Annotated in this window: 18 protein-coding genes and 1 tRNA gene; 14 read left to right on the plus strand and 5 right to left on the minus strand. The window is 57.1% G+C overall.

Annotated elements, in window-relative coordinates:
* The 14 genes from folP to BMZ32_RS16040 all read left to right on the plus strand — a co-directional run bounded on the left by folP (window position 1) and on the right by BMZ32_RS16040 (window position 13,486).
* Window positions 1-852, plus strand: coding sequence for a dihydropteroate synthase (gene folP / locus BMZ32_RS15975; RefSeq protein ID WP_090243751.1), 852 nt, complete (start codon window positions 1-3; stop codon window positions 850-852).
* Between the two features lie 18 nt (window positions 853-870).
* Complete coding sequence (glmM, locus tag BMZ32_RS15980; RefSeq protein ID WP_090243753.1) at window positions 871-2,208, plus strand: phosphoglucosamine mutase; 1,338 nt, start codon at window positions 871-873, stop codon at window positions 2,206-2,208.
* 65 nt (window positions 2,209-2,273) lie between these two features.
* On the plus strand, window positions 2,274-3,029 hold the full coding sequence (tpiA, locus tag BMZ32_RS15985) for a triose-phosphate isomerase (RefSeq protein ID WP_090243755.1): 756 nt from the start codon (window positions 2,274-2,276) through the stop codon (window positions 3,027-3,029).
* 4 nt (window positions 3,030-3,033) lie between these two features.
* Window positions 3,034-3,417 carry a preprotein translocase subunit SecG gene (gene secG / locus BMZ32_RS15990; protein ID WP_090243757.1) on the plus strand — a complete coding sequence of 128 codons (384 nt, stop codon included), beginning with the start codon at window positions 3,034-3,036 and terminating at the stop codon, window positions 3,415-3,417.
* Window positions 3,418-3,449: 32 nt separating this feature from the next.
* Window positions 3,450-3,535, plus strand: a tRNA-Leu gene (locus BMZ32_RS15995).
* Between the two features lie 301 nt (window positions 3,536-3,836).
* The gene (gene rimP, locus BMZ32_RS16000; RefSeq protein WP_090243759.1) at window positions 3,837-4,298 is read left to right on the plus strand and encodes a ribosome maturation factor RimP; all 462 of its coding nucleotides are present in this window, start codon (window positions 3,837-3,839) and stop codon (window positions 4,296-4,298) included.
* A 67-nt stretch (window positions 4,299-4,365) separates the two neighbouring features.
* A complete protein-coding gene (gene nusA, locus BMZ32_RS16005) occupies window positions 4,366-5,847 on the plus strand; it encodes a transcription termination factor NusA (protein WP_090243761.1) in 1,482 nt (493 codons plus the stop codon).
* A gap of 27 nt (window positions 5,848-5,874) precedes the next feature.
* Window positions 5,875-8,358 carry a translation initiation factor IF-2 gene (gene infB / locus BMZ32_RS16010; protein WP_090243763.1) on the plus strand — a complete coding sequence of 828 codons (2,484 nt, stop codon included), beginning with the start codon at window positions 5,875-5,877 and terminating at the stop codon, window positions 8,356-8,358.
* 107 nt (window positions 8,359-8,465) lie between these two features.
* Complete coding sequence (gene rbfA, locus BMZ32_RS16015) at window positions 8,466-8,873, plus strand: 30S ribosome-binding factor RbfA (RefSeq protein ID WP_090243765.1); 408 nt, start codon at window positions 8,466-8,468, stop codon at window positions 8,871-8,873.
* A 4-nt stretch (window positions 8,874-8,877) separates the two neighbouring features.
* Window positions 8,878-9,798: a tRNA pseudouridine(55) synthase TruB gene (gene truB, locus BMZ32_RS16020; RefSeq protein WP_090243767.1), complete on the plus strand. Its 921-nt coding sequence runs from the start codon at window positions 8,878-8,880 to the stop codon at window positions 9,796-9,798.
* Between the two features lie 204 nt (window positions 9,799-10,002).
* Complete coding sequence (rpsO, locus tag BMZ32_RS16025) at window positions 10,003-10,272, plus strand: 30S ribosomal protein S15 (RefSeq protein ID WP_090243769.1); 270 nt, start codon at window positions 10,003-10,005, stop codon at window positions 10,270-10,272.
* Window positions 10,273-10,486: 214 nt separating this feature from the next.
* The gene (gene pnp, locus BMZ32_RS16030; protein ID WP_090243771.1) at window positions 10,487-12,592 is read left to right on the plus strand and encodes a polyribonucleotide nucleotidyltransferase; all 2,106 of its coding nucleotides are present in this window, start codon (window positions 10,487-10,489) and stop codon (window positions 12,590-12,592) included.
* Window positions 12,593-12,857: 265 nt separating this feature from the next.
* Window positions 12,858-13,226 (plus strand): BON domain-containing protein, encoded by a 369-nt coding sequence (locus BMZ32_RS16035; protein ID WP_090243773.1) that lies wholly within the window; start codon window positions 12,858-12,860, stop codon window positions 13,224-13,226.
* Window positions 13,227-13,288: 62 nt separating this feature from the next.
* Entirely contained in the window at window positions 13,289-13,486 is a 198-nt protein-coding gene (locus BMZ32_RS16040; RefSeq protein WP_090243775.1) for a CsbD family protein, read from the plus strand.
* Window positions 13,487-13,546: 60 nt separating this feature from the next.
* Here BMZ32_RS16040 and BMZ32_RS16045 read toward each other — a convergent pair whose 3' ends face one another.
* The 5 genes from BMZ32_RS16045 to BMZ32_RS16065 all read right to left on the minus strand — a co-directional run bounded on the left by BMZ32_RS16045 (window position 13,547) and on the right by BMZ32_RS16065 (window position 18,879).
* Window positions 13,547-13,846 carry a DUF2845 domain-containing protein gene (locus BMZ32_RS16045; protein ID WP_090243777.1) on the minus strand — a complete coding sequence of 100 codons (300 nt, stop codon included), beginning with the start codon at window positions 13,844-13,846 and terminating at the stop codon, window positions 13,547-13,549.
* A gap of 9 nt (window positions 13,847-13,855) precedes the next feature.
* A complete protein-coding gene (locus BMZ32_RS16050; protein WP_425272882.1) occupies window positions 13,856-14,152 on the minus strand; it encodes a DUF2845 domain-containing protein in 297 nt (98 codons plus the stop codon).
* 11 nt (window positions 14,153-14,163) lie between these two features.
* Entirely contained in the window at window positions 14,164-17,187 is a 3,024-nt protein-coding gene (locus BMZ32_RS16055; RefSeq protein WP_090243782.1) for a DUF748 domain-containing protein, read from the minus strand.
* 103 nt (window positions 17,188-17,290) lie between these two features.
* Window positions 17,291-18,307, minus strand: coding sequence for a class I SAM-dependent rRNA methyltransferase (locus tag BMZ32_RS16060; protein WP_090243783.1), 1,017 nt, complete (start codon window positions 18,305-18,307; stop codon window positions 17,291-17,293).
* 119 nt (window positions 18,308-18,426) lie between these two features.
* Complete coding sequence (locus BMZ32_RS16065) at window positions 18,427-18,879, minus strand: phage infection protein (RefSeq protein ID WP_090243786.1); 453 nt, start codon at window positions 18,877-18,879, stop codon at window positions 18,427-18,429.
* Window positions 18,880-18,960: the final 81 nt, after the last annotated feature.

Below are 18,960 nucleotides of genomic sequence, written 5' to 3' on the forward strand. Positions count from 1 at the left end.
ATGTCTGTTGCGTCTCCCATTAGCCGGCTGCCTTGTGGCAGCCGGTTTCTTGATTTAAGCCATCCACACGTGATGGGTATTCTCAATGTCACCCCTGACTCCTTCTCCGACGGCGGCCGTTATGGTCAGCGTGATGCGGCCTTGCGTCATGCTGAGGCAATGCTACAGGCGGGTGCAACGCTGATTGATGTCGGCGGGGAGTCGACGCGTCCTGGAGCTCGCGCTGTTTCTTCAGTAGAGGAGTTAGAGCGTGTTGCTCCTGTCGTCGAAGCCATCGCTCGTGAGCTAGATGTGATCATCTCGGTGGATACCTCAACCCCTTCGGTTATTCGCGAAACCGCGCGGCTTGGAGCCGGCTTGATCAATGATGTGCGTTCGCTACAGCGTGATGGTGCTCTGGATGCGGCTGCAGACAGCGGCTTGCCGGTGTGCCTGATGCACATGCGCGGTGAACCAGCCACTATGCAGCAGAACCCCGATTATCCGGATGTGGTCGCGGAAGTTCGTGATTTTTTGCTTGAGCGGCTGGCTGCCTGTACAGCAGCGGGTATTGCTGCTGAGCGGGTCATCCTTGATCCGGGGTTTGGTTTTGCGAAAACCCTGGAGCACAATTTGTCTCTGTTCAAGCACCTGCAAGCCTTGCATGCCTTGGGTCGGCCCTTGCTGGTTGGCGTTTCGCGCAAAAGCATGATCGGTAAGGTGCTGGGGCATGAAGTAGGGGGGCGGCTATACGGCAGCTTGGCTTTGGCTGCGCTGGCATTGAGCAGGGGCGCGCTGATCTTGAGGGTGCATGACGTGGCGCAAACGGTTGATGTGATGCGGATGATCGCCGCGGTTGAAGCGGCCGAATAAATTTAAAGGAGTGCTGGGATGGGTAGAAAGTATTTTGGTACTGACGGTATTCGTGGGCGTGTCGGTGACTTTCCTATTACTCCAGAATTCATGCTCAAGCTCGGTTGGGCGGCCGGAATGGCGTTTCGCAAACAGGGTAAGTGCCGAATTTTGATCGGTAAGGACACGCGCATTTCCGGCTACATGTTCGAGTCTGCGCTTGAGGCGGGTTTGTCCGCGGCGGGTGCGGATGTAATGTTGTTGGGGCCGATGCCGACACCGGCGATCGCCTACTTGACGCGTACCTTTCAAGCCGAGGCGGGGATTGTCATCAGTGCCTCGCATAACCCGCATTACGATAACGGCATCAAGTTCTTCTCCGGGCAGGGCACCAAGCTGCCGGATGAGATTGAACTGATGATTGAAGAGTTGCTCGATACGCCGATGACGGTGGTGGAATCGGAGCAGCTGGGTAAGGTTTCGCGAATAAATGATGCGGCTGGGCGTTATATCGAGTTCTGTAAGAGCAGTGTGCCGACTAGTACGAGCTTTGCAGGTCTGAAAATAGTAGTGGATTGCGCTCATGGCGCAGCTTACAAAGTTGCACCCAGTGTGTTCCGCGAATTGGGTGCGCAGGTGACCGTGCTGTCAGCGCAACCAAATGGTCTGAATATCAATGATGCCTGCGGTTCCACCCATGTCGAGGCACTGCAAGCTGAAGTGCTGGCGCAGCACGCCGATCTTGGTATCGCCTTTGACGGTGATGCGGATCGCGTCTTGATGATCGATCATGCCGGTGTGGTGGTGGATGGCGATGAGTTGCTGTTTATCATTGCCCGTGATCTGCTGGAGCGCGGCAAGCTGCAGGGTGGCGTGGTCGGTACGCTGATGAGTAATCTAGGGTTGGAGCTTGCCCTGGCGGATTTAGATATTCCCTTTGTGCGTGCCAAGGTCGGTGATCGCTATGTAATTGCTGAATTACTATCGCGTAACTGGCAGTTGGGTGGGGAGAACTCCGGGCACTTGGTGTGCTTCCAGCACACCACAACGGGCGATGCGATCATTGCCGCGCTGCAGGTGTTGATGGCGCTCAAGCGCCGCGAGCAGACGTTGGGGGAGGCTCGGCTAGGTATGCGCAAGTGCCCGCAGGTATTGGTAAACGTGCGCTTCGCTGGTGGGGTTGATCCGCTCGAGCATCCTGCCGTGCAGGATGCCAGCGCGCGCGTGACCGAGCAAATGGGCGGTCGTGGCCGGGTGCTGCTGCGTAAATCTGGCACCGAGCCATTGGTGCGAGTGATGGTTGAAGGCGATGATGAAACCTCGGTGCGCGCCTATGCCGATGAATTGGCTAAAGTTGTTGCTCGCGTATGTGCTTGATACGGCTTGCCAGTTGGGTAGCTGTTGGGTAACATCTGCGCCCTCTTTGACCGACGAGGTAAAGCATGCGTCGCCCAATGGTTGCTGGTAACTGGAAAATGCACGGTACCCGCGCCAGCGTTGCAGAGCTGATCAACGGTCTCAGTGAGCAGGTGATGCCTGCTGGTGTGGATGTAGCAGTTTTCCCGTCATGTTTGCATATCAGTCAGGTAGTTGATGGCTTGGCGGGGCTCGCTATTGCAGTGGGTGCGCAAGATTGCGCAACTGAAGCACAGCAAGGCGCTCTAACTGGTGAGGTGGCGACCAGTCAGTTGCATGATGCTCGCTGCTCGCTGGTGTTAGTCGGGCACTCTGAGCGTAGGTCGTTGCTGGGTGAGGGTGATGAGGTTGTGACGCGTAAATTTGCTGCGGCGCAATTCTCAGGCTTGCTTCCGGTGTTGTGTGTAGGCGAGACGCTGGCTCAGCGTGAAGCGGGGCAGACGCTTGAGGTGGTTGCTGCGCAGTTATCTGTGGTGGCTGATGCTCTTGGTGTTGAGGTCTTCGCGGCCGCAGTCATTGCTTATGAGCCTGTTTGGGCTATCGGTACTGGCCTGACTGCATCGCCTGAGCAGGCTCAAGAAGTACATGCCGCGATTCGTGGGCAGCTGGCGGCGAAAAGTCCTGAGTTGGCTGGCAAGGTAAGAATTATTTACGGTGGCAGCGTCAAGGCCGCCAGTGCAGCCGAGTTATTCGGTATGCCGGATATCGATGGGGGGCTTGTCGGTGGAGCCTCTCTGAATGCGGATGAGTTCGGTGCGATTTGTCGCGCCGCAGGAAGCTGAGAAAATGCTGGAAACAGTTATCGTTGTTCTTCATCTGCTGGGTGCTATCGGTGTTGTTGCGCTGGTTTTACTTCAGCAGGGTAAAGGTGCGGACGCGGGCGCCTCTTTTGGTGCGGGTGCCTCTTCTACTGTATTCGGTAGTCAAGGAACCACTACCTTTCTGAGTCGTGTTACTGCTATACTTGCCACCGCTTTTTTCATGACTAGCTTGGGCTTAGCGTTCTTTGCTAAAGACAAAGCTGATGGCATGGCTCAGGTTGGTTTGCCTGATCCGGCCGTGTTGGAAGTACAGCAGGCTGCCCCAGCTGTTGAAGATGTACCTGTTCTTGATGCAGCTAAGCCGGCTACTGAAGTGGCGGACGTACCTCAGGCTCCTGAACAGCAGTAATAAGCAGTAAGCAGTAAGCAGTGCGTGATTTTGCCGAGGTGGTGGAATTGGTAGACACGCTACCTTGAGGTGGTAGTGGCCATAGGCTGTAGGGGTTCGAGTCCCCTTCTCGGTACCAATTTTCAAAAAGGCCCGCTCGATGCGGGCCTTTTTGTTGCTGGAGTGTCGATTGACCCTTGGTGGGGTTAGGTCGTATAATCCGGCCCCAGCTTTGATGTGGGATTGAGCAGTAAGGTCTCTCCTCGGGTGTTGAATCCGATGATGGCTGGGTTAAGCCGGCCACCGCATTGAGTTGCAGAGGAGCCCCTTTTAAGGGGCTTTTTGCTAGCTGGGCGACAGCTTTACCGGCCTTTAGAGGGCGGCTTGATGATGGGCGATTCGCCCATTTTTTATTTTTACAGCATGCGCGAGGGGTTCAGGTGTCGAGCAAGCTAGAAGAGTTGCAAGGCTTGGTGGCCCCGGTAGTCGAGGCCCTTGGCTACCAATGTTGGGGTGTCGAGTTCCTTTCGCAGGGCCGGCATTCTCTGCTGCGAATTTATATAGATAAGCTGCCTGATGGCGTACTGATCGAAGACTGTGAAATTGTTAGTCGGCAGATCAGTGGCGTGCTCGATGTTGAGGACCCCATCAGCGCTGAGTACACCCTTGAGGTGTCCTCGCCAGGTATGGACCGGCCGTTGTTCACCATTGAACAGTTCGCCAGCCATGCCGGCGAGCAAGTAAAGATCAAGCTGCGCTCGCCTTTTGAAGGGCGGCGCAACTTCCAGGGCCTTCTGCGCGGTGTGGAAGAGCAGGACGTGGTAGTGCAGGTGGATGACCATGAATTCCTGTTGCCGATCGATATGATCGACAAGGCCAACATTATCCCCAGGTTTGACTGAGACGCGGATCCCGCGAGAGCTGCGCGATTGCGCAGGATCCAATGGATTGCGAAAGGCGAGGCGTACGATGAGCAAAGAAGTACTGCTGGTTGTTGAGTCGGTTTCCAACGAAAAGGGCGTACCGGCTAGCGTAATTTTTGAAGCGCTGGAGCTGGCTTTGGCCACAGCTACCAAGAAGCGTTTTGAGGATGAAGTTGAGCTGCGTGTGGCGATCAATCGTCAAACCGGCCTCTACGAAACATTCCGCTGCTGGACAGTGGTGGAAGAAGCTGACTTTGATGATCCTGCACACCAGGTCACCACGGATATGCCGCGCGCTGTTGAAGCTGACGCGAAAGTGGGCGATGTGCTGGAGGAGAAGATCGAGTCCATTGAGTTCGGTCGTATTGCCGCGCAAACCGCCAAGCAAGTGATTGTGCAGAAAGTCCGCGAAGCTGAGCGTGCTCAGGTGGTCGAGGCTTATCGCGAGCGTCTGGGCGAAATCATCTCCGGCACCGTGAAGAAAGTGACACGTGACAGCGTAATTGTTGATTTGGGTAATAACGCTGAAGCTATGTTGGCCCGAGAAGATATTATTTCGCGCGAAACTTTCCGCGTTGGCGTGCGTTTGCGCGCCCTGCTAAAAGAAATTCGTACCGAAAATCGCGGTCCGCAGCTGATCTTGTCGCGTACCGCGCCGGAAATGCTGATCGAGCTGTTCCGCATTGAAGTACCGGAAATTGCTGAAGAGCTGATCGAGGTTATGGGTGCTGCCCGTGATCCAGGTTCGCGCGCTAAATTGGCTGTGCGTTCCAAAGACAAACGCATTGACCCACAAGGTGCCTGTATCGGCATGCGCGGTTCGCGCGTGCAGGCAGTCTCCGGTGAGTTGGCGGGTGAGCGTGTCGATATCGTGCTGTGGGACGACAACCCAGCGCAGTTCGTGATCAACGCCATGTCGCCGGCTGAAGTGGCCGCTATTATTGTTGACGAAGATGCCCATGCTATGGACATCGCCGTTGGCGCAGATAACCTTGCTCAGGCCATTGGCCGTGGCGGTCAGAACGTTCGTTTAGCCAGTCAATTGACTGGCTGGACCTTAAACGTGATGACCGAAGCGGACATCCAGGCCAAGCAGCAAGCGGAAACAGGCGATATCCTGCAGCGCTTTATTGATGAGTTGGAAGTCGACGAAGAGCTGGCCCAGGTGTTGGTCGAAGAGGGCTTCACCAGCCTTGAAGAAATTGCCTACGTACCGATGGAAGAAATGCTCAGCATTGATGGCTTTGACGAGGATATCGTCAGCGAGCTCCGCGCCCGTGCCAAAGATCGCTTGCTGACTAAAGCCATCGCCAACGAGGAAAAGCTGGCAGATGCCCACCCAGCCGAAGACTTGCTCTCGCTAGAGGGGATGGATAAGGCGCTTGCGCATGAACTGGCAGTGCGCGGCGTTATTAACCGCGAAGACCTGGCCGAGCAGTCTATTGATGACCTGCTCGACATCGACGGTATCGACGCTGAGCGAGCCGGCAAGTTGATCATGGCCGCCCGAGCCCATTGGTTCGAGTAAGCAGTAGCGGCCTGAGGAGAGAAATACATGACGCAAGTCACGGTTAAAGAACTGGCCCAAGTGGTCAATACGCCGGTTGAACGCCTGCTGCAGCAAATGCGCGAGGCAGGTTTGCCGCACATGAGCGCTGAGCAAGCGGTCACTGACAGTGAGAAGCAGGCCCTGTTGGCCCACCTCAAGAGCAGTCACGGCGACAGCAAAACAGAAGAGCCACGCAAGATTACTTTGCAGCGCAAAACCACCAGCACCCTGCGGGCTGGCAATAGCAAGACCATCAGCGTTGAAGTGCGCAAGAAGAAGACCTTCGTCAAGCGCAGTGCTGAAGAAATCGAAGCTGAAAAGCAGCGTGAGCTGGCTGAGCAGCGCGCAGTGGCTGAAGCCGCGCGTGTAAAGGCTGAGGAAGAAGCTAAGCGTCGCGCCGCAGAAGAGGCGAAGCGCCCAGCTGCTGCTGGTGATGCGGTAGCAACCGCTCCAGCTGTAGCGGTCGAGCTGCCGGTGGCTGCTGCCCCTGCTGCAGACGAGCGCAAGAAAGAAGAGCCACGCCGCCCAGACAAGCCGCGTAATGATGATGCAGATCGTCGCGGTGGTGATCGTAAGACCACCCAGCATCGTCCGACTGCTAAGGAAAAAGCCCCGGCTCCGCGTGTTGCTCCGCGTACCACCGACGAAGAAAGCGACAGCTTCCGTCGCGGCGGTCGTGGCAAAGGCAAGTTGAAGAAGCGCAACGCACATGGTTTCCAGAGCCCTACAGGCCCGGTTATACGTGACGTAGCCATTGGCGAGACCATCACTGTGGGCGATTTGGCTCAGCAGATGTCGGTTAAAGCCGCTGAAGTCATCAAGTTTATGTTCAAGATGGGCACCCCGGTGACTATCAACCAGGTACTGGATCAGGAAACTGCCCAGTTGATCGCTGAGGAGCTGGGCCACAAGGTCAAGCTGGTAAGTGACAACGCCCTGGAAGATTCCCTGGCTGAGTCCTTGAAGTTTGAGGGTGAATCGTTCTCTCGTGCGCCAGTTGTGACCGTAATGGGCCACGTTGACCACGGTAAGACTTCGCTTCTCGACTACATTCGTCGTGCCAAGGTTGCTGCTGGCGAAGCCGGTGGTATTACCCAGCATATCGGTGCTTACCACGTTGAAACTGAACGCGGCATGGTTACCTTCCTCGACACCCCAGGTCACGCTGCATTTACCGCAATGCGTGCCCGTGGTGCCAAGGCGACAGACATCGTGATTCTGGTGGTTGCAGCCGATGACGGCGTGATGCCGCAGACCATTGAGGCCGTTCAGCACGCTAAGGCTGCTGGTGTACCTCTGGTGGTTGCAGTGAACAAGATTGACAAGCCGGGCGCCGATCTTGATCGCATCCGTAGCGAGTTGTCGGTTCACGGCGTGACCTCGGAAGAGTGGGGCGGTGATACACCGTTCGTTTCCGTCTCGGCTAAAGCCGGTACCGGTGTAGATGACCTGCTTGAAGCCGTACTGCTGCAAGCCGAAGTGCTTGAGCTGAAAGCGACGCCGTCGGCCCCAGGTCGTGGTGTGGTGGTTGAATCGCGTCTCGATAAGGGCCGTGGCCCTGTTGCGACCGTACTGGTTCAGGACGGCACGCTGCGTCAAGGCGACATGGTGTTGATCGGTTCCAACTACGGCCGTATCCGCGCCATGCTCGATGAAAACGGCAAGGCTATTAAAGAAGCCGGCCCGTCAATCCCTGTCGAGATTCTCGGCCTGGACGGTACGCCGGAAGCTGGCGACGACATGAGCGTGCTGGCTGACGAGAAGAAAGCCCGTGAAGTTGCTTTGTTCCGTCAAGGCAAGTTCCGCGAAGTGAAACTGGCCCGTGCTCACGCCGGCAAGCTGGAAAATATCTTCGAGAACATGGGGCAGGAAGAGAAGAAGACGCTGAATATCGTCCTCAAATCTGATGTCCGTGGTTCGTTGGAAGCGCTGCAAGGCTCGCTTGGCGGTCTGGGTAACGATGAAGTGCAAGTGCGTGTGGTCGGTGGCGGCGTCGGTGGTATCACCGAATCCGATGCCAACCTGGCGCTTGCCTCCAACGCTGTTCTGTTCGGCTTTAACGTGCGTGCCGATGCCGGCGCGCGCAAGATCGTCGAGCAGGAAGGTCTGGATATGCGTTACTACAACGTGATCTACGACATTATTGAGGACGTTAAGAAGGCCCTGACCGGCATGCTCGGCAGCGATGTTCGCGAGAATATCCTCGGTATTGCTGAAGTGCGTGACGTCTTCCGTTCGCCGAAGTTCGGTGCGATTGCCGGTTGTATGGTGGTCGAGGGTACGGTTCATCGTAACCGTCCGATCCGCGTACTGCGCGACGACGTGGTGATCTTCGAAGGCGAGCTGGAATCCCTGCGTCGCTTCAAGGACGATGCTGCTGAAGTGCGTAACGGCATGGAGTGCGGTATCGGCGTGAAGAGCTATAACGACGTCAAAGTCGGCGACAAGATCGAAGTGTTCGAGAAAGTCCAAGTGGCCCGTAGCCTGTAAGCACGAGTCGCAACACGCAGCGCCCGGTCCCGTTTATTCGCGGCCGGGCGTTTGCCGCTTTTAGGTCCGCTGCTTTTCGGGCAGCGTGACGAGTGAAGGTAGTAGAAATGGCCAAAGAATTTAGCCGGGCCCAGCGCATCGGCGACCAAATACAACGCGAGCTGGCGCAGTTGATCCGTATGGAAGTCAAAGACCCACGTCTTGGTGGTCTTGTGACTATCACCGCGGTGGAAGTCAGCCGTGACTCCAGCCATGCCAAGGTGTTCGTCACCATCATGGGCGGTGAGCCTGAAGAGGGTGTCGATCCGGTTGTGCAGAGTATTAAGGTGCTCAACGATGCCAGCGGTTTCCTGCGCATGCAGTTGGGCCGTGCGATGAAGCTGCGCAGCGTGCCGAACCTGCGCTTTCATTATGACGAGAGCGTGATTCGCGGTGCGCAGTTGTCCGCACTGATCGAGCGTGCGGTCAGTCAAGACCGTCAGCACGATGACGACTCGACCGAGGCCAAGGAGTAAGCGCGTGGCCCAGGTGAAACGTATTCGTCGTGCAGTCGATGGCATCATCCTGCTGGATAAGCCCAAGGGCTTTAGCTCCAACGCCGCTTTGCAGAAAGTGCGTTGGCTGCTCAATGCCGAGAAGGCCGGGCACACCGGTAGCCTCGATCCCTTGGCCACTGGCGTATTGCCGCTGTGCTTTGGTGAGGCGACCAAGTTCTCCCAGTACCTGTTGGATGCCGACAAAGGCTACGAAACCCTGATGCAATTGGGTGTAACCACCACCACGGCAGATGCCGAGGGTGAGGTCGTGGAGCGTCGTCCAGTGACCGTTGGTCGCGACGATATTGAAGCGGTACTGCCAGGGTTTCGCGGTCAAATCAGTCAGATACCGCCGATGTACTCGGCGCTCAAGCGCGATGGCCAACCACTTTACAAGCTGGCCCGTGCGGGTGAAGTAGTGGAGCGCGAGCCGCGTTCTGTTACTATTGCGCGCCTAGAATTGCTGGGCTGCGAGGCGGAGCAAGCGCGACTCGCGGTCGATTGCAGCAAAGGCACCTATATCCGCACACTGGTCGAAGACATCGGTCACCTGCTGGGATGCGGTGCACACGTTGCAGAATTGCGCAGAACCAAGGCCGGTCCCTTTGACTTGAGCCGCACCGTAACGCTCGAAGAGTTAGAGCGGGTGCATGCTGAAGGCGGTAACGAGGCGGTTGATCAGTTTTTGCTGCCGGCTGACAGCGGTTTGCAACATTGGCCGCTGTTGCAGTTCTCCGAGCACAGTTCGTTCTATTGGCTGCAAGGGCAGCCGGTACGAGCCCCAGAAGCGCCAAAGTTCGGCATGGTGCGGGTGCAAGATCACAATGGTCGCTTTATCGGTATCGGTGAAGTGAGCGAAGACGGGCGCATTGCGCCGCGTCGATTGATTGCAACCAAGGCGTAGCCTTGGTTGCAGACACAGGCCACAAGCCTGTGTCGTTTGATTCGGTCAGCATGACCGTAGCGCAAATAAGGGTTTCGGCTCTGGTCTGCGTGCTTTGAGGGTGGCTGTTAATAGGCGCGGTCATGCCTCACTTTAAAACACAGGAAGTAATTCCTGGCCTATTGCAGCTGTTTCGACAGTTGCCTAACTGAGAGGATTGCCCACATGGCACTCAGCGTTGAAGAAAAAGCTCAAATCGTTGCCGACTACAAGCAAGCTGAAGGCGATACTGGTAGCCCGGAAGTGCAAGTTGCACTGCTGACCGCCAACATCAACAAGCTGCAGGGTCACTTCAAAGCCAACGGTAAAGACCACCACTCGCGTCGTGGCCTGATCCGCATGGTAAACCAGCGTCGTAAGCTGCTGGATTACCTCAAAGGTAAGGAAGTTTCTCGTTACACCGCTTTGATCGGTCGCCTGGGTCTGCGTCGCTAAGCAATGCTTATGCGTAGCTGACCGCCGAAGCTGGAAGTGGGGTTTACCCCTGCTTCCAGCTTTTGCTTTTGTGCTTTAGTTGTTTTTGGACGCTAGCGGGTCCGATTCCCGTCACCGCCCACTCATTCTGCAATACCCGTGTGCTCTTCATTAAGAAGAAAACGCGGTGGTAAGAACCGCTTTCCCCAAGTGCAATAAAGAGAAGGAAAACACCGTGAACCCGGTAATCAAGAAATTCCAGTTCGGTCAATCGACCGTAACCCTCGAGACTGGCCGTATCGCCCGTCAAGCTTCCGGCGCTGTGCTGGTCACCGTTGATGACGACGTAGCAGTACTGGTTGCTGTCACCGGCGCCAAAACTGCTGACCCGAGCAAAGGCTTTTTCCCGCTGTCCGTGCACTACGTAGAAAAAACTTACGCAGCCGGTAAAATTCCGGGCGGTTTTTTCAAGCGTGAAGCACGCCCAAGCGAAAAAGAAACCCTGACCTCGCGCCTGATCGATCGTCCGATCCGCCCGTTGTTCCCAGAAGGTTTCCAGAACGAAGTGCAGGTTGTCTGCACCGTGATCTCTACCAGCAAGAAGACCGATCCGGACATCGCGGCGATGATCGGTACCTCGGCTGCGCTGGCTATTTCCGGCATCCCGTTCAACGGCCCAATAGGCGCTGCGCGTGTCGCTTTCCACCCGGAAACTGGCTACCTGCTCAACCCCAACTACGAGCAGCTCAAGGCCTCTAGCCTGGACATGGTTGTGGCCGGTACTAAAGACGCCGTGCTGATGGTTGAATCCGAAGCCAAAGAGCTGACTGAAGACCAGATGCTGGGCGCTGTACTGTTCGCCCACGACGAATTCCAGGTGGTCATCGACGCCATTGCTGAGCTGGCTGCCGAAGCCGCCAAGCCGACTTGGGACTGGCAGCCAAAGGCTGAGAACACCGCATTGCTCAACGCTATTCGCGGTGAGTTCGGTGATGCCATCTCCCAGGCCTACACCATCACCGTTAAGCACGAGCGTTATGCCCGTCTGGGTGAGCTGCGCAGTGAAATCGTTGCCAAGTTCTCTGGCGAAGAAGGTCAGCCAAGCGCTGGCGAAGTCAAAGAAATCTTCGGCGAAATCGAATACCGCACCGTTCGCGAGAACATCGTTAACGGCAAGCCGCGTATCGATGGCCGTGACACCCGCACTGTTCGTGGCCTGAACATCGAAGTCGGTGTACTGGCCAAGACCCACGGTTCTGCGCTGTTCACCCGTGGCGAAACCCAGGCCCTGGTGGTTGCCACCCTCGGTACCGCCCGCGACGCCCAGCTGCTCGACACCCTTGAAGGCGAGCGTAAAGACCCGTTCATGCTGCACTACAACTTCCCGCCGTACTCGGTGGGAGAGTGTGGTCGTATGGGCGCCACTGGCCGCCGCGAAATTGGTCACGGCCGTCTGGCGCGTCGCTCCATCGCCGCTATGCTGCCAGCCGCTGACGTGTTCCCATACACCATTCGCGTGGTGTCGGAAATCACCGAGTCCAACGGTTCCAGCTCCATGGCTTCGGTCTGCGGTGCCTCTCTGGCCCTGATGGACGCCGGTGTGCCGATGAAGGCGCCGGTTGCTGGTATCGCCATGGGTCTCGTTAAGGAAGGCGAGAAGTTCGCCATCCTCACCGACATCCTAGGTGACGAAGATCACCTCGGCGACATGGACTTCAAAGTAGCCGGTACCGCCAACGGCGTCACCGCACTGCAGATGGACATCAAGATCCAGGGCATCACCGAAGAAATCATGGAAATCGCTCTGGGCCAAGCCCTGGAAGCGCGCCTGAATATCCTCGGCCAGATGAACCAGGTCATTGCCCAGTCGCGCACTGAGCTGTCGGCTAATGCGCCGACGATGATCGCGATGAAGATTGATCAAGACAAGATCCGCGACGTGATCGGCAAAGGTGGCGCGACCATCCGTGCTATCTGCGAAGAGACCAAAGCCTCGATCGACATCGAAGACGACGGCACCATCAAGATCTTCGGCGAAACCAAGGAAGCTGCAGAAGCTGCACGTCAGCGCGTTCTGGGTATTACCGCAGAAGCTGAAATCGGCAAGATCTACATCGGTAAGGTTGAGCGCATCGTCGACTTCGGTGCCTTCGTTAACATCCTGCCGGGCAAAGACGGTCTGGTGCACATCTCCATGCTCAGCGATGCGCGTGTAGAGAAGGTGACCGACATTCTTAAAGAAGGTCAGGAAGTTGAAGTGCTGGTACTGGACGTCGACAACCGAGGCCGCATCAAGCTGTCCATCAAGGACGTTGCTGCTGCCAAGGCGTCGGAGGCTTAATCGCTCGCGCGCTGTTTAAAAAAGGACCCTTCGGGGTCCTTTTTTTGGCCCATGAAAAACCTCAGGGCAGGTCGTGCACAGTGCATGGAGTAATACGGCTGGGCATGCAAAATGCACGACGAGGGGACGTTTTATATATCTGTAAGCTATTGATATATATAGTTAAAGTAATGTTTTAAAAACTGGCACGCCGCCTGCAACAGTACTTATGTAACCGCAACCAATGAGGGTTGCAGGTCTTTTTACTCATGCAGGAGCACTATCCATGAAACAGCTAATCAAGCACGTCGCCAGCGCCACTCTGACCGCCACTGCCCTGAGCCTGTTATTGGCCGGGCCGGTTCTTGCTGACACCCGCACTGCGGTACAGCCGACCATGCTGGCAGCGAGTGAGACCATGAACGCCACTGAAGATGCCGTTACCGATACTTGGATCACCAGTAAAGTGAAGTCGACCTTTCTGGCGGACACTGAGTTGAGTGGTATCGACATCAGCGTTGAAACCAACAAAGGCGTAGTAACTTTGTCAGGCGTTGTCGCCAGCGAGGCCGAGCGTGATCTGGCCGTAGCTAAGGCTAAAGAAATCAAAGGCGTAACTGCTGTTGCCGCTGAAGCGCTGAAAACCGCGGATTAAACCAATCAACCTGAACGGGCTGGTACCGCTGGCCCGCCATTATGACTCTCGAGGATTGAGCTATGAACGCTGACGTAATCAAAGGCAAGTGGAAGCAACTCAATGGCCGCATTAAGGAGCGTTGGGGCAATCTGACCGATGATGATCTGGATGTTGCCGAAGGCCATAGCGAGTACCTAGCCGGCAAGCTGCAGGAACGTTACGGTTGGACCAAGGAAAAGGCTCAGGACGAGCTGCGTGACTTCAGCAGCAAGCTGTAAGTACAGCCGCCATAAAAAAGCCTCGTAGGCAGTGCCTGCGGGGCTTTTTATTGTGGTGGGTTAACGGCCGCGTTTACTGTCGATTTTGATCAGGCGGTTGCCTTCAAAGCGCAGAAACTGAAACATGCCATTGCGCGGGCCATAGGCCCACTCTTCGACGGCCACTTCATTGTAAAAACCGTACTCATCCTGGACTTCCCTGTAGCCAACAAACTCACGGCTGATGGGTTCACCGCATTTGCTGCTGACGATGCTGGTAGAGTCTTGCAGGCTGATCAAGCCGCTGTCACAGCGCAAGGTTGATGAGGCATGTGTTGTAAGGGGTAAGGCAATCAGCAGGCTGCAGATAAGCTTTTTCATTGTGCTGTCCTAGCGGCTGCGTTGTCGTTCGATGGCACGCAAGCGGTTACCTTCGAAGGTAAGAATGCTAAACATGCCGTTGCTAGGGCCGTAAACCCACTCCTCAATGGTGTATTCGCGTCGCTGATTCGGGCCGAGGGAATAGCCCACCAGGTCGCGGAACGCCGGCTCGCCACATTTCTGCAGCACTTCAAAGCGACGGTCACCTAGGCTCACCAATTGGCTACCGCAGCGCAGTGTTTCGGCCTGGACCAGAAACGATGCGCCTAGCAGAGCAAGTAACAGCGTTGTCGTCATTGCGCGCATAGACAACAGGCCTATTCGCTGCCGAGGTACAGAGTGCTGCCCACACTGCCATCGCCATTAGCTTGCGTATTACTGACATCCAGCAGGTAAATGCGTTCGGCACTCAGACCGCCACGCTCGACCAGATAGTTTTTTATTTCTGCCGCGCGGGCTTGGCCCAACTGGCGCAGAAGCAGCTGGCTCTGCGCCCAAGATTGCAGCACGCCTTCGCGCATCTTTGCGGTGCGCTCTTCGTCAGCCAGCTTGGCCCATTCTGCCGGAGGCTGCTGCTTGAGGCGGGCGCGGTAGATGCCTTCGAGCAGCACCGCCTTGTCGTCTTCATCCACCACCAGCTCGTTGGCATCTGCAGGTACATCATTGCCACGGCGTTGCAGTATTTTGTACCAGGTGCTCTGGTATTCGCGCTCCAGGCGTGCGGCGGCAAGCGGCGGGCCATCGCTGCTCTGGGCGCTCATGCCTTCGACCTCCAGGCGCAGGGTGGGACGTTCCTTCAGGGCGCTGGCTAGGGTGTCCAGTGCGCTCTGTGCCGTGCTGCCGAGTTGGCTTTCCCCTGCACTGAAGCGCACGGTGCTGAGATCGACCTCGCTGCCGCCGCTGACCAGCCCGCCAATAAATTTGAACGGCGCCTGCGCCGCACGCAGCACCAGATTACGCAGGGTTTGCCAGACGATAGGCATCACGCTGAATTCTGGGCTGTTGAGGTTGCCTTGAACCGGCAGCTGGATTTCGATATTGCCTTGGGTGTCCTTGAGCAAGGCTACGGCCAGGCGAATCGGCAGATCCATGGCATCCTTGCTGTCGACTTTCTCGCCCAACTGCAAGTCTTCCAGCAGCAGCGTATTTTCCGCGTTGAGCTGGCCTTTCTCGATCTGGTAATGCAGGTCGAGGTTGAGGCGCCCCTTGCGGATGCGGAAGCCGGCGAACTTTCCAGAGTAGGGCGTTAGCGTAGTCAGTTCGACATTCTTGAAGCGGGTGGCGATGTCCAGGCTGTTCAGCGGGTCGAATGGGGTGAGTTGGCCTTTGATGCTGACGGGGGCGTACTTATCGACCTTGCCCTTGATATCGACGCTAGCAGCTTGCGCGCTTTGGTTGTCCAGCGTGCCGATTTGGCCGTTGAGCTGGCCAATCGCCGTGGCGAAGTTGGGGCGCAGGCTGAAATCGGCAAAGTTGGCCGAACCGTCCTTGATGCTGATGCCATCGATGCGGATAGGCAGCGGCTTTTCCGACGGGGCTTTGCTCGGCTCGGCGCTGGCGGGCTGGGGCACCATTAGGTCATTAATATTGGTGGTCAGGTCTTCGTTAATGATGAAGCGCACATAGGGCTGCTGCAGTTTGATCTGGCTAATCGCCAAGCCTTGGCCGTGCTGGTAATCGAGCCCTTCGACCAGTACCTGCTGCCATTTGAGGAAGTCGCGGTTTTTCAGGGTGTCGAGGGTGTGCAGCTGTTTGACCTCGGCGTGCCCACCAATGCTGAAGACCAGCGGCTCGACACTCTGTAGGTCAACCGCCAGGTCACTGCCCAGTTTGCCGCTGCGCAGCTCCAGGTGCACATAAGGACTCAGGTAGGCTTGCGCCAGCCGCAGGTCAATATCCTGGGTAACCACATGCAGCTTGGCAGTGGTCGGGCTCAGTTGCACCTGACCGTTGGCCTTGATCCGCCCGGTTTTATTCACCCCGGTATCGAGCTTGATGGTGAAGGGTGAAGTGCCAAAGCTGTCGAAGTTGCTGAGGTCAAGATTGAGCGGGGCCAGATCGATGTTGACGTCTGGACCGGCTGCGCGATCAGCCAGGTGTATCTGGTAATCACGCAGTTGTACGTCACGCAGGATCACTTGCCAGGGCTTGCTGGGCGCTTCGGCTTGGCCGGCAGTGGCTGCGGGCTGCTCGGGGGACTGCTGTGCAGAGCTGGTGTCTTTTATCGGGCCGGGTTCTGCTGCTGCGCTGGAGTCGGCACCACCATTAGCGGGAGTTGGAGTTGGAGTTGGAGTTGGAGTTGGAGTTGGAGTTGGAGTTGGAGTTGGCTTGGTAGGTTGGCTGGCCAATAGCTTCTGCCAGTCGAGTTGGCCATCGGCCTCGCGGGCCGCCCAGGTTTCTAGCTTCTGGCTGCGAATCTTGCCGACGATGACCTGTTGTTTGATCAGGTCGACGCGGGTGTCACTGATATCCAGGTTGGCCAGGCGCAGCAATGGTTTGTTCGCTGGGCTCTTGATGGCAAAGCGGCTGAGCTTAAGCCGGGTGTTGCTTAGTAGCAGCTCGGTGCCTTTACTCAGGTTCAGGTTGTAATCGCTGCTGAGGTCAACGCTGCCATCTTCTAGGACCAGCGGCACAGCATCGCGCACGTAGGGCCAGAATGCGTTCAGCTTGCCGTCAGTGATCTTCAGGCTGCCACTGGAGCTGATGGGTGCCAGGCTGAAAGTGCCGGTCCAGTCGATGCGGCCGCTCTTTGGGCCGGTGGCGAACAAGCTCAACTCGGCCTTGTCATCCGGCAGCGTGCTGAGGTTGAGCAGTTCGACATTAAGATCGTCGTAGATGAACTCTATCGGTTCGCTTGGGCGCAGATCCTGAAAGTGCAGGTTGCCGCCGTTCAACTTGAAGCGCGTGATGCGCAGCGGGAACGGTTCGCTAGGCGGCTCTTCGGTTTTCGCTTGTGGGCTGCTCGGCAGTTTGAACAGCTGGGTCAGGTTAAGGCGACCGTCCTTACCGAAGAGTACTTCGCTGTGCGGCTTGTCCAGCTCGATATCGGCCAGATGCAGCACGCGGGTCCACAGGCTGTCGATTTGCAGGTTGGCATACAGGCGCTCGAAGGCAATTTGCGGCTGTTCGGCTTCGCCTATCTGCAGGCCCCAAAGGCTGAGTTCCAGGCTGAACGGGTTAAGTTGCAGGCGTTGCAACGAGGCGGGCACTTCGGCGTATTGAGCCAGCTGCTGGTTGGCGATGCGCAAACCTATGCCGGGCAGAATCAAAAAGCCCAGTAAGCTATAGAGGGCAACAGCGATGGCAACAGCGCTGGCGGCGCGCTTTATTCCTTTAAGCATAAAAAACGTCATCTATCCCGACGAAGAAGTGCCTTGGAGTATGGCACGCGTACACAGTTCCGCAGAGCCGCTGCGGGTGATTCTCTGCTCGCTTGGGGGTAAATCAGAACTGCAGGATCAGGGTTTTCAGTGGTGGCTGACCATCCAGCGAAGGGAAGTCGTTAGCCGGTGGCAGTACCTGCCATTCACGTACCGGGCGGCCGAGTTTTTCCGCGCAGCGCAGCACTTGCTCGCGCCAGTCCGCAAGGCTGACTTTTGCCAAGTTATTGCAGCAGATCAGCACGCCATCATCAGCCGTGGCGAGAACCGCCGGCTTAAGCAGGCTCTGGTAGTCACGCAGCAAGTCAACGGTGCCGAAAGCGCTCTTGGCCCAGGCCGGCGGGTCGAGCAGCACCAGGTCGAACGGGCGCGGCGCTAAACGCGGATAGTCCGGCAGTTTGTGGCCACGGCGTGCGGTAATCGGCAGGCCCGCCAGTTGGCGAATCGCCGGGAAGTAATCCGACTGGATAAACTGCATAGGCACAAGCGCTGGGTTGAGCGCACCATTTTCACGGCCGACTGCCAGGTTGCCTTCGGCAAAGTCGAGGTTGAGCACTTCGCGGGCGCCGCCCGCAGCAGCGCTCAAGCCAACCCCACAGGTGTAGGCGAACAGGTTGAGCACAGATTTGCCGGCGCTGTGTTGTTTGACCCAGCCGCGGGCGTTGCGCAGGTCAAGAAACAACAGCGGATCTTGCCCTGCATGACGGCCACGTACGCGGTAGTTGAGGCCCCACTCATGGCCAACTAAGTCTTCCAGCGCGGCGGGCTCGGCTTGGTAGACCGAATCAGTGCGGTCGATACGCGAATTGCCCTGGGAGCGGTCGTTGTAGACCAGCAGCAGCTGTTCGCTAAGGCTGGTCTGGCACTGCTCGGCCAGTTGTAGCAATTCGTCGCGACTCAGGCTCTGGTGAAAGCTTTGTACCAGTAATTGCGGGCCGTAACGGTCGATGGTCAAACCGCCGGCGCCTTCCTGGCTGCCGTGAAACAGGCGATAGCAATCTGTGCCCTGTTGATGCAGTTCTGTCAGAAGGTCTTGGCGGTTATTCAAGGCGGCGTGCAGCGCCTGATCGAGAGCGGGCATGCGCGGTAACTCGAAAAAGGAGGGCGCGCAGTTTATCAAGATTCACCTGCCGGGATGCAGGCTCGGCAAAAACAGCAAGGGCACCCTAGGGTGCCCTTTAATTTGCACGTGTGATGTCATTAGACGCTGCGGTTAATGCCCGTGCGGTCAGCACCGTCAGCCGCGACGCGGTTGCCACCGGTACGATCTGCGCCATCTTCGGCCAGGCGATTGATGTTGGTGCGATCGAAGCCATCTTCGGCGACACGATTACCGCCCGTACGGTCTGCACCATCTTCAGCGATGCGGCTAATGCCCGTGCGGTCAGCGCCGTCAGCCGCGACGCGGTTACCACCGGTACGATCTGCGCCATCTTCGGCCAGGCGATTGATGTTGGTGCGGTCGAAACCGTCTTCGGCGACACGATTACCGCCCTTACGGTCTGCACCATCTTCAGCGATTCGGTTGATGCTGGTGCGGTCAAAGCCATCAGCGGCGATACGGTTGCTCAGGGTGCGTTCGGCGCCGTCTGCGGCGAACACATTGCTGGCCAGGCCGGCGGCAAGCAGGGAAGCGATCAGGTACTTGTTCATGTGTGTGTCCTCGAAAGAGTGGGTAAGTGGCTAGGGGGCTAATGTTGCGCCGCGGCCTGACTCTTGAGAAACGCAGACGGT

Source organism: Pseudomonas guineae (assembly GCF_900113745.1).
Classification (GTDB): Bacteria; Pseudomonadota; Gammaproteobacteria; order Pseudomonadales; family Pseudomonadaceae; genus Aquipseudomonas; species Aquipseudomonas guineae.

Bases quoted from the DNA above. Each gene is read 5' to 3' on its own strand.
- glmM (WP_090243753.1), top strand. From the start codon at position 871: ATGGGTAGAAAGTATTTTGGTACTGACGGTATTCGTGGGCGTGTCGGT.
- rpsO (WP_090243769.1), top strand. From the start codon at position 10,003: ATGGCACTCAGCGTTGAAGAAAAAGCTCAAATCGTTGCCGACTACAAG.
- BMZ32_RS16055 (WP_090243782.1), bottom strand. From the start codon at position 17,187: ATGCTTAAAGGAATAAAGCGCGCCGCCAGCGCTGTTGCCATCGCTGTT.
- BMZ32_RS16060 (WP_090243783.1), bottom strand. From the start codon at position 18,307: ATGCCCGCTCTCGATCAGGCGCTGCACGCCGCCTTGAATAACCGCCAA.
- BMZ32_RS16035 (WP_090243773.1), top strand. From the start codon at position 12,858: ATGAAACAGCTAATCAAGCACGTCGCCAGCGCCACTCTGACCGCCACT.
- secG (WP_090243757.1), top strand. From the start codon at position 3,034: ATGCTGGAAACAGTTATCGTTGTTCTTCATCTGCTGGGTGCTATCGGT.
- rbfA (WP_090243765.1), top strand. From the start codon at position 8,466: ATGGCCAAAGAATTTAGCCGGGCCCAGCGCATCGGCGACCAAATACAA.
- BMZ32_RS16050 (WP_425272882.1), bottom strand. From the start codon at position 14,152: ATGCGCGCAATGACGACAACGCTGTTACTTGCTCTGCTAGGCGCATCG.
- BMZ32_RS16040 (WP_090243775.1), top strand. From the start codon at position 13,289: ATGAACGCTGACGTAATCAAAGGCAAGTGGAAGCAACTCAATGGCCGC.
- nusA (WP_090243761.1), top strand. From the start codon at position 4,366: ATGAGCAAAGAAGTACTGCTGGTTGTTGAGTCGGTTTCCAACGAAAAG.
- BMZ32_RS16045 (WP_090243777.1), bottom strand. From the start codon at position 13,846: ATGAAAAAGCTTATCTGCAGCCTGCTGATTGCCTTACCCCTTACAACA.
- infB (WP_090243763.1), top strand. From the start codon at position 5,875: ATGACGCAAGTCACGGTTAAAGAACTGGCCCAAGTGGTCAATACGCCG.
- folP (WP_090243751.1), top strand. From the start codon at position 1: ATGTCTGTTGCGTCTCCCATTAGCCGGCTGCCTTGTGGCAGCCGGTTT.
- BMZ32_RS16065 (WP_090243786.1), bottom strand. From the start codon at position 18,879: ATGAACAAGTACCTGATCGCTTCCCTGCTTGCCGCCGGCCTGGCCAGC.
- tpiA (WP_090243755.1), top strand. From the start codon at position 2,274: ATGCGTCGCCCAATGGTTGCTGGTAACTGGAAAATGCACGGTACCCGC.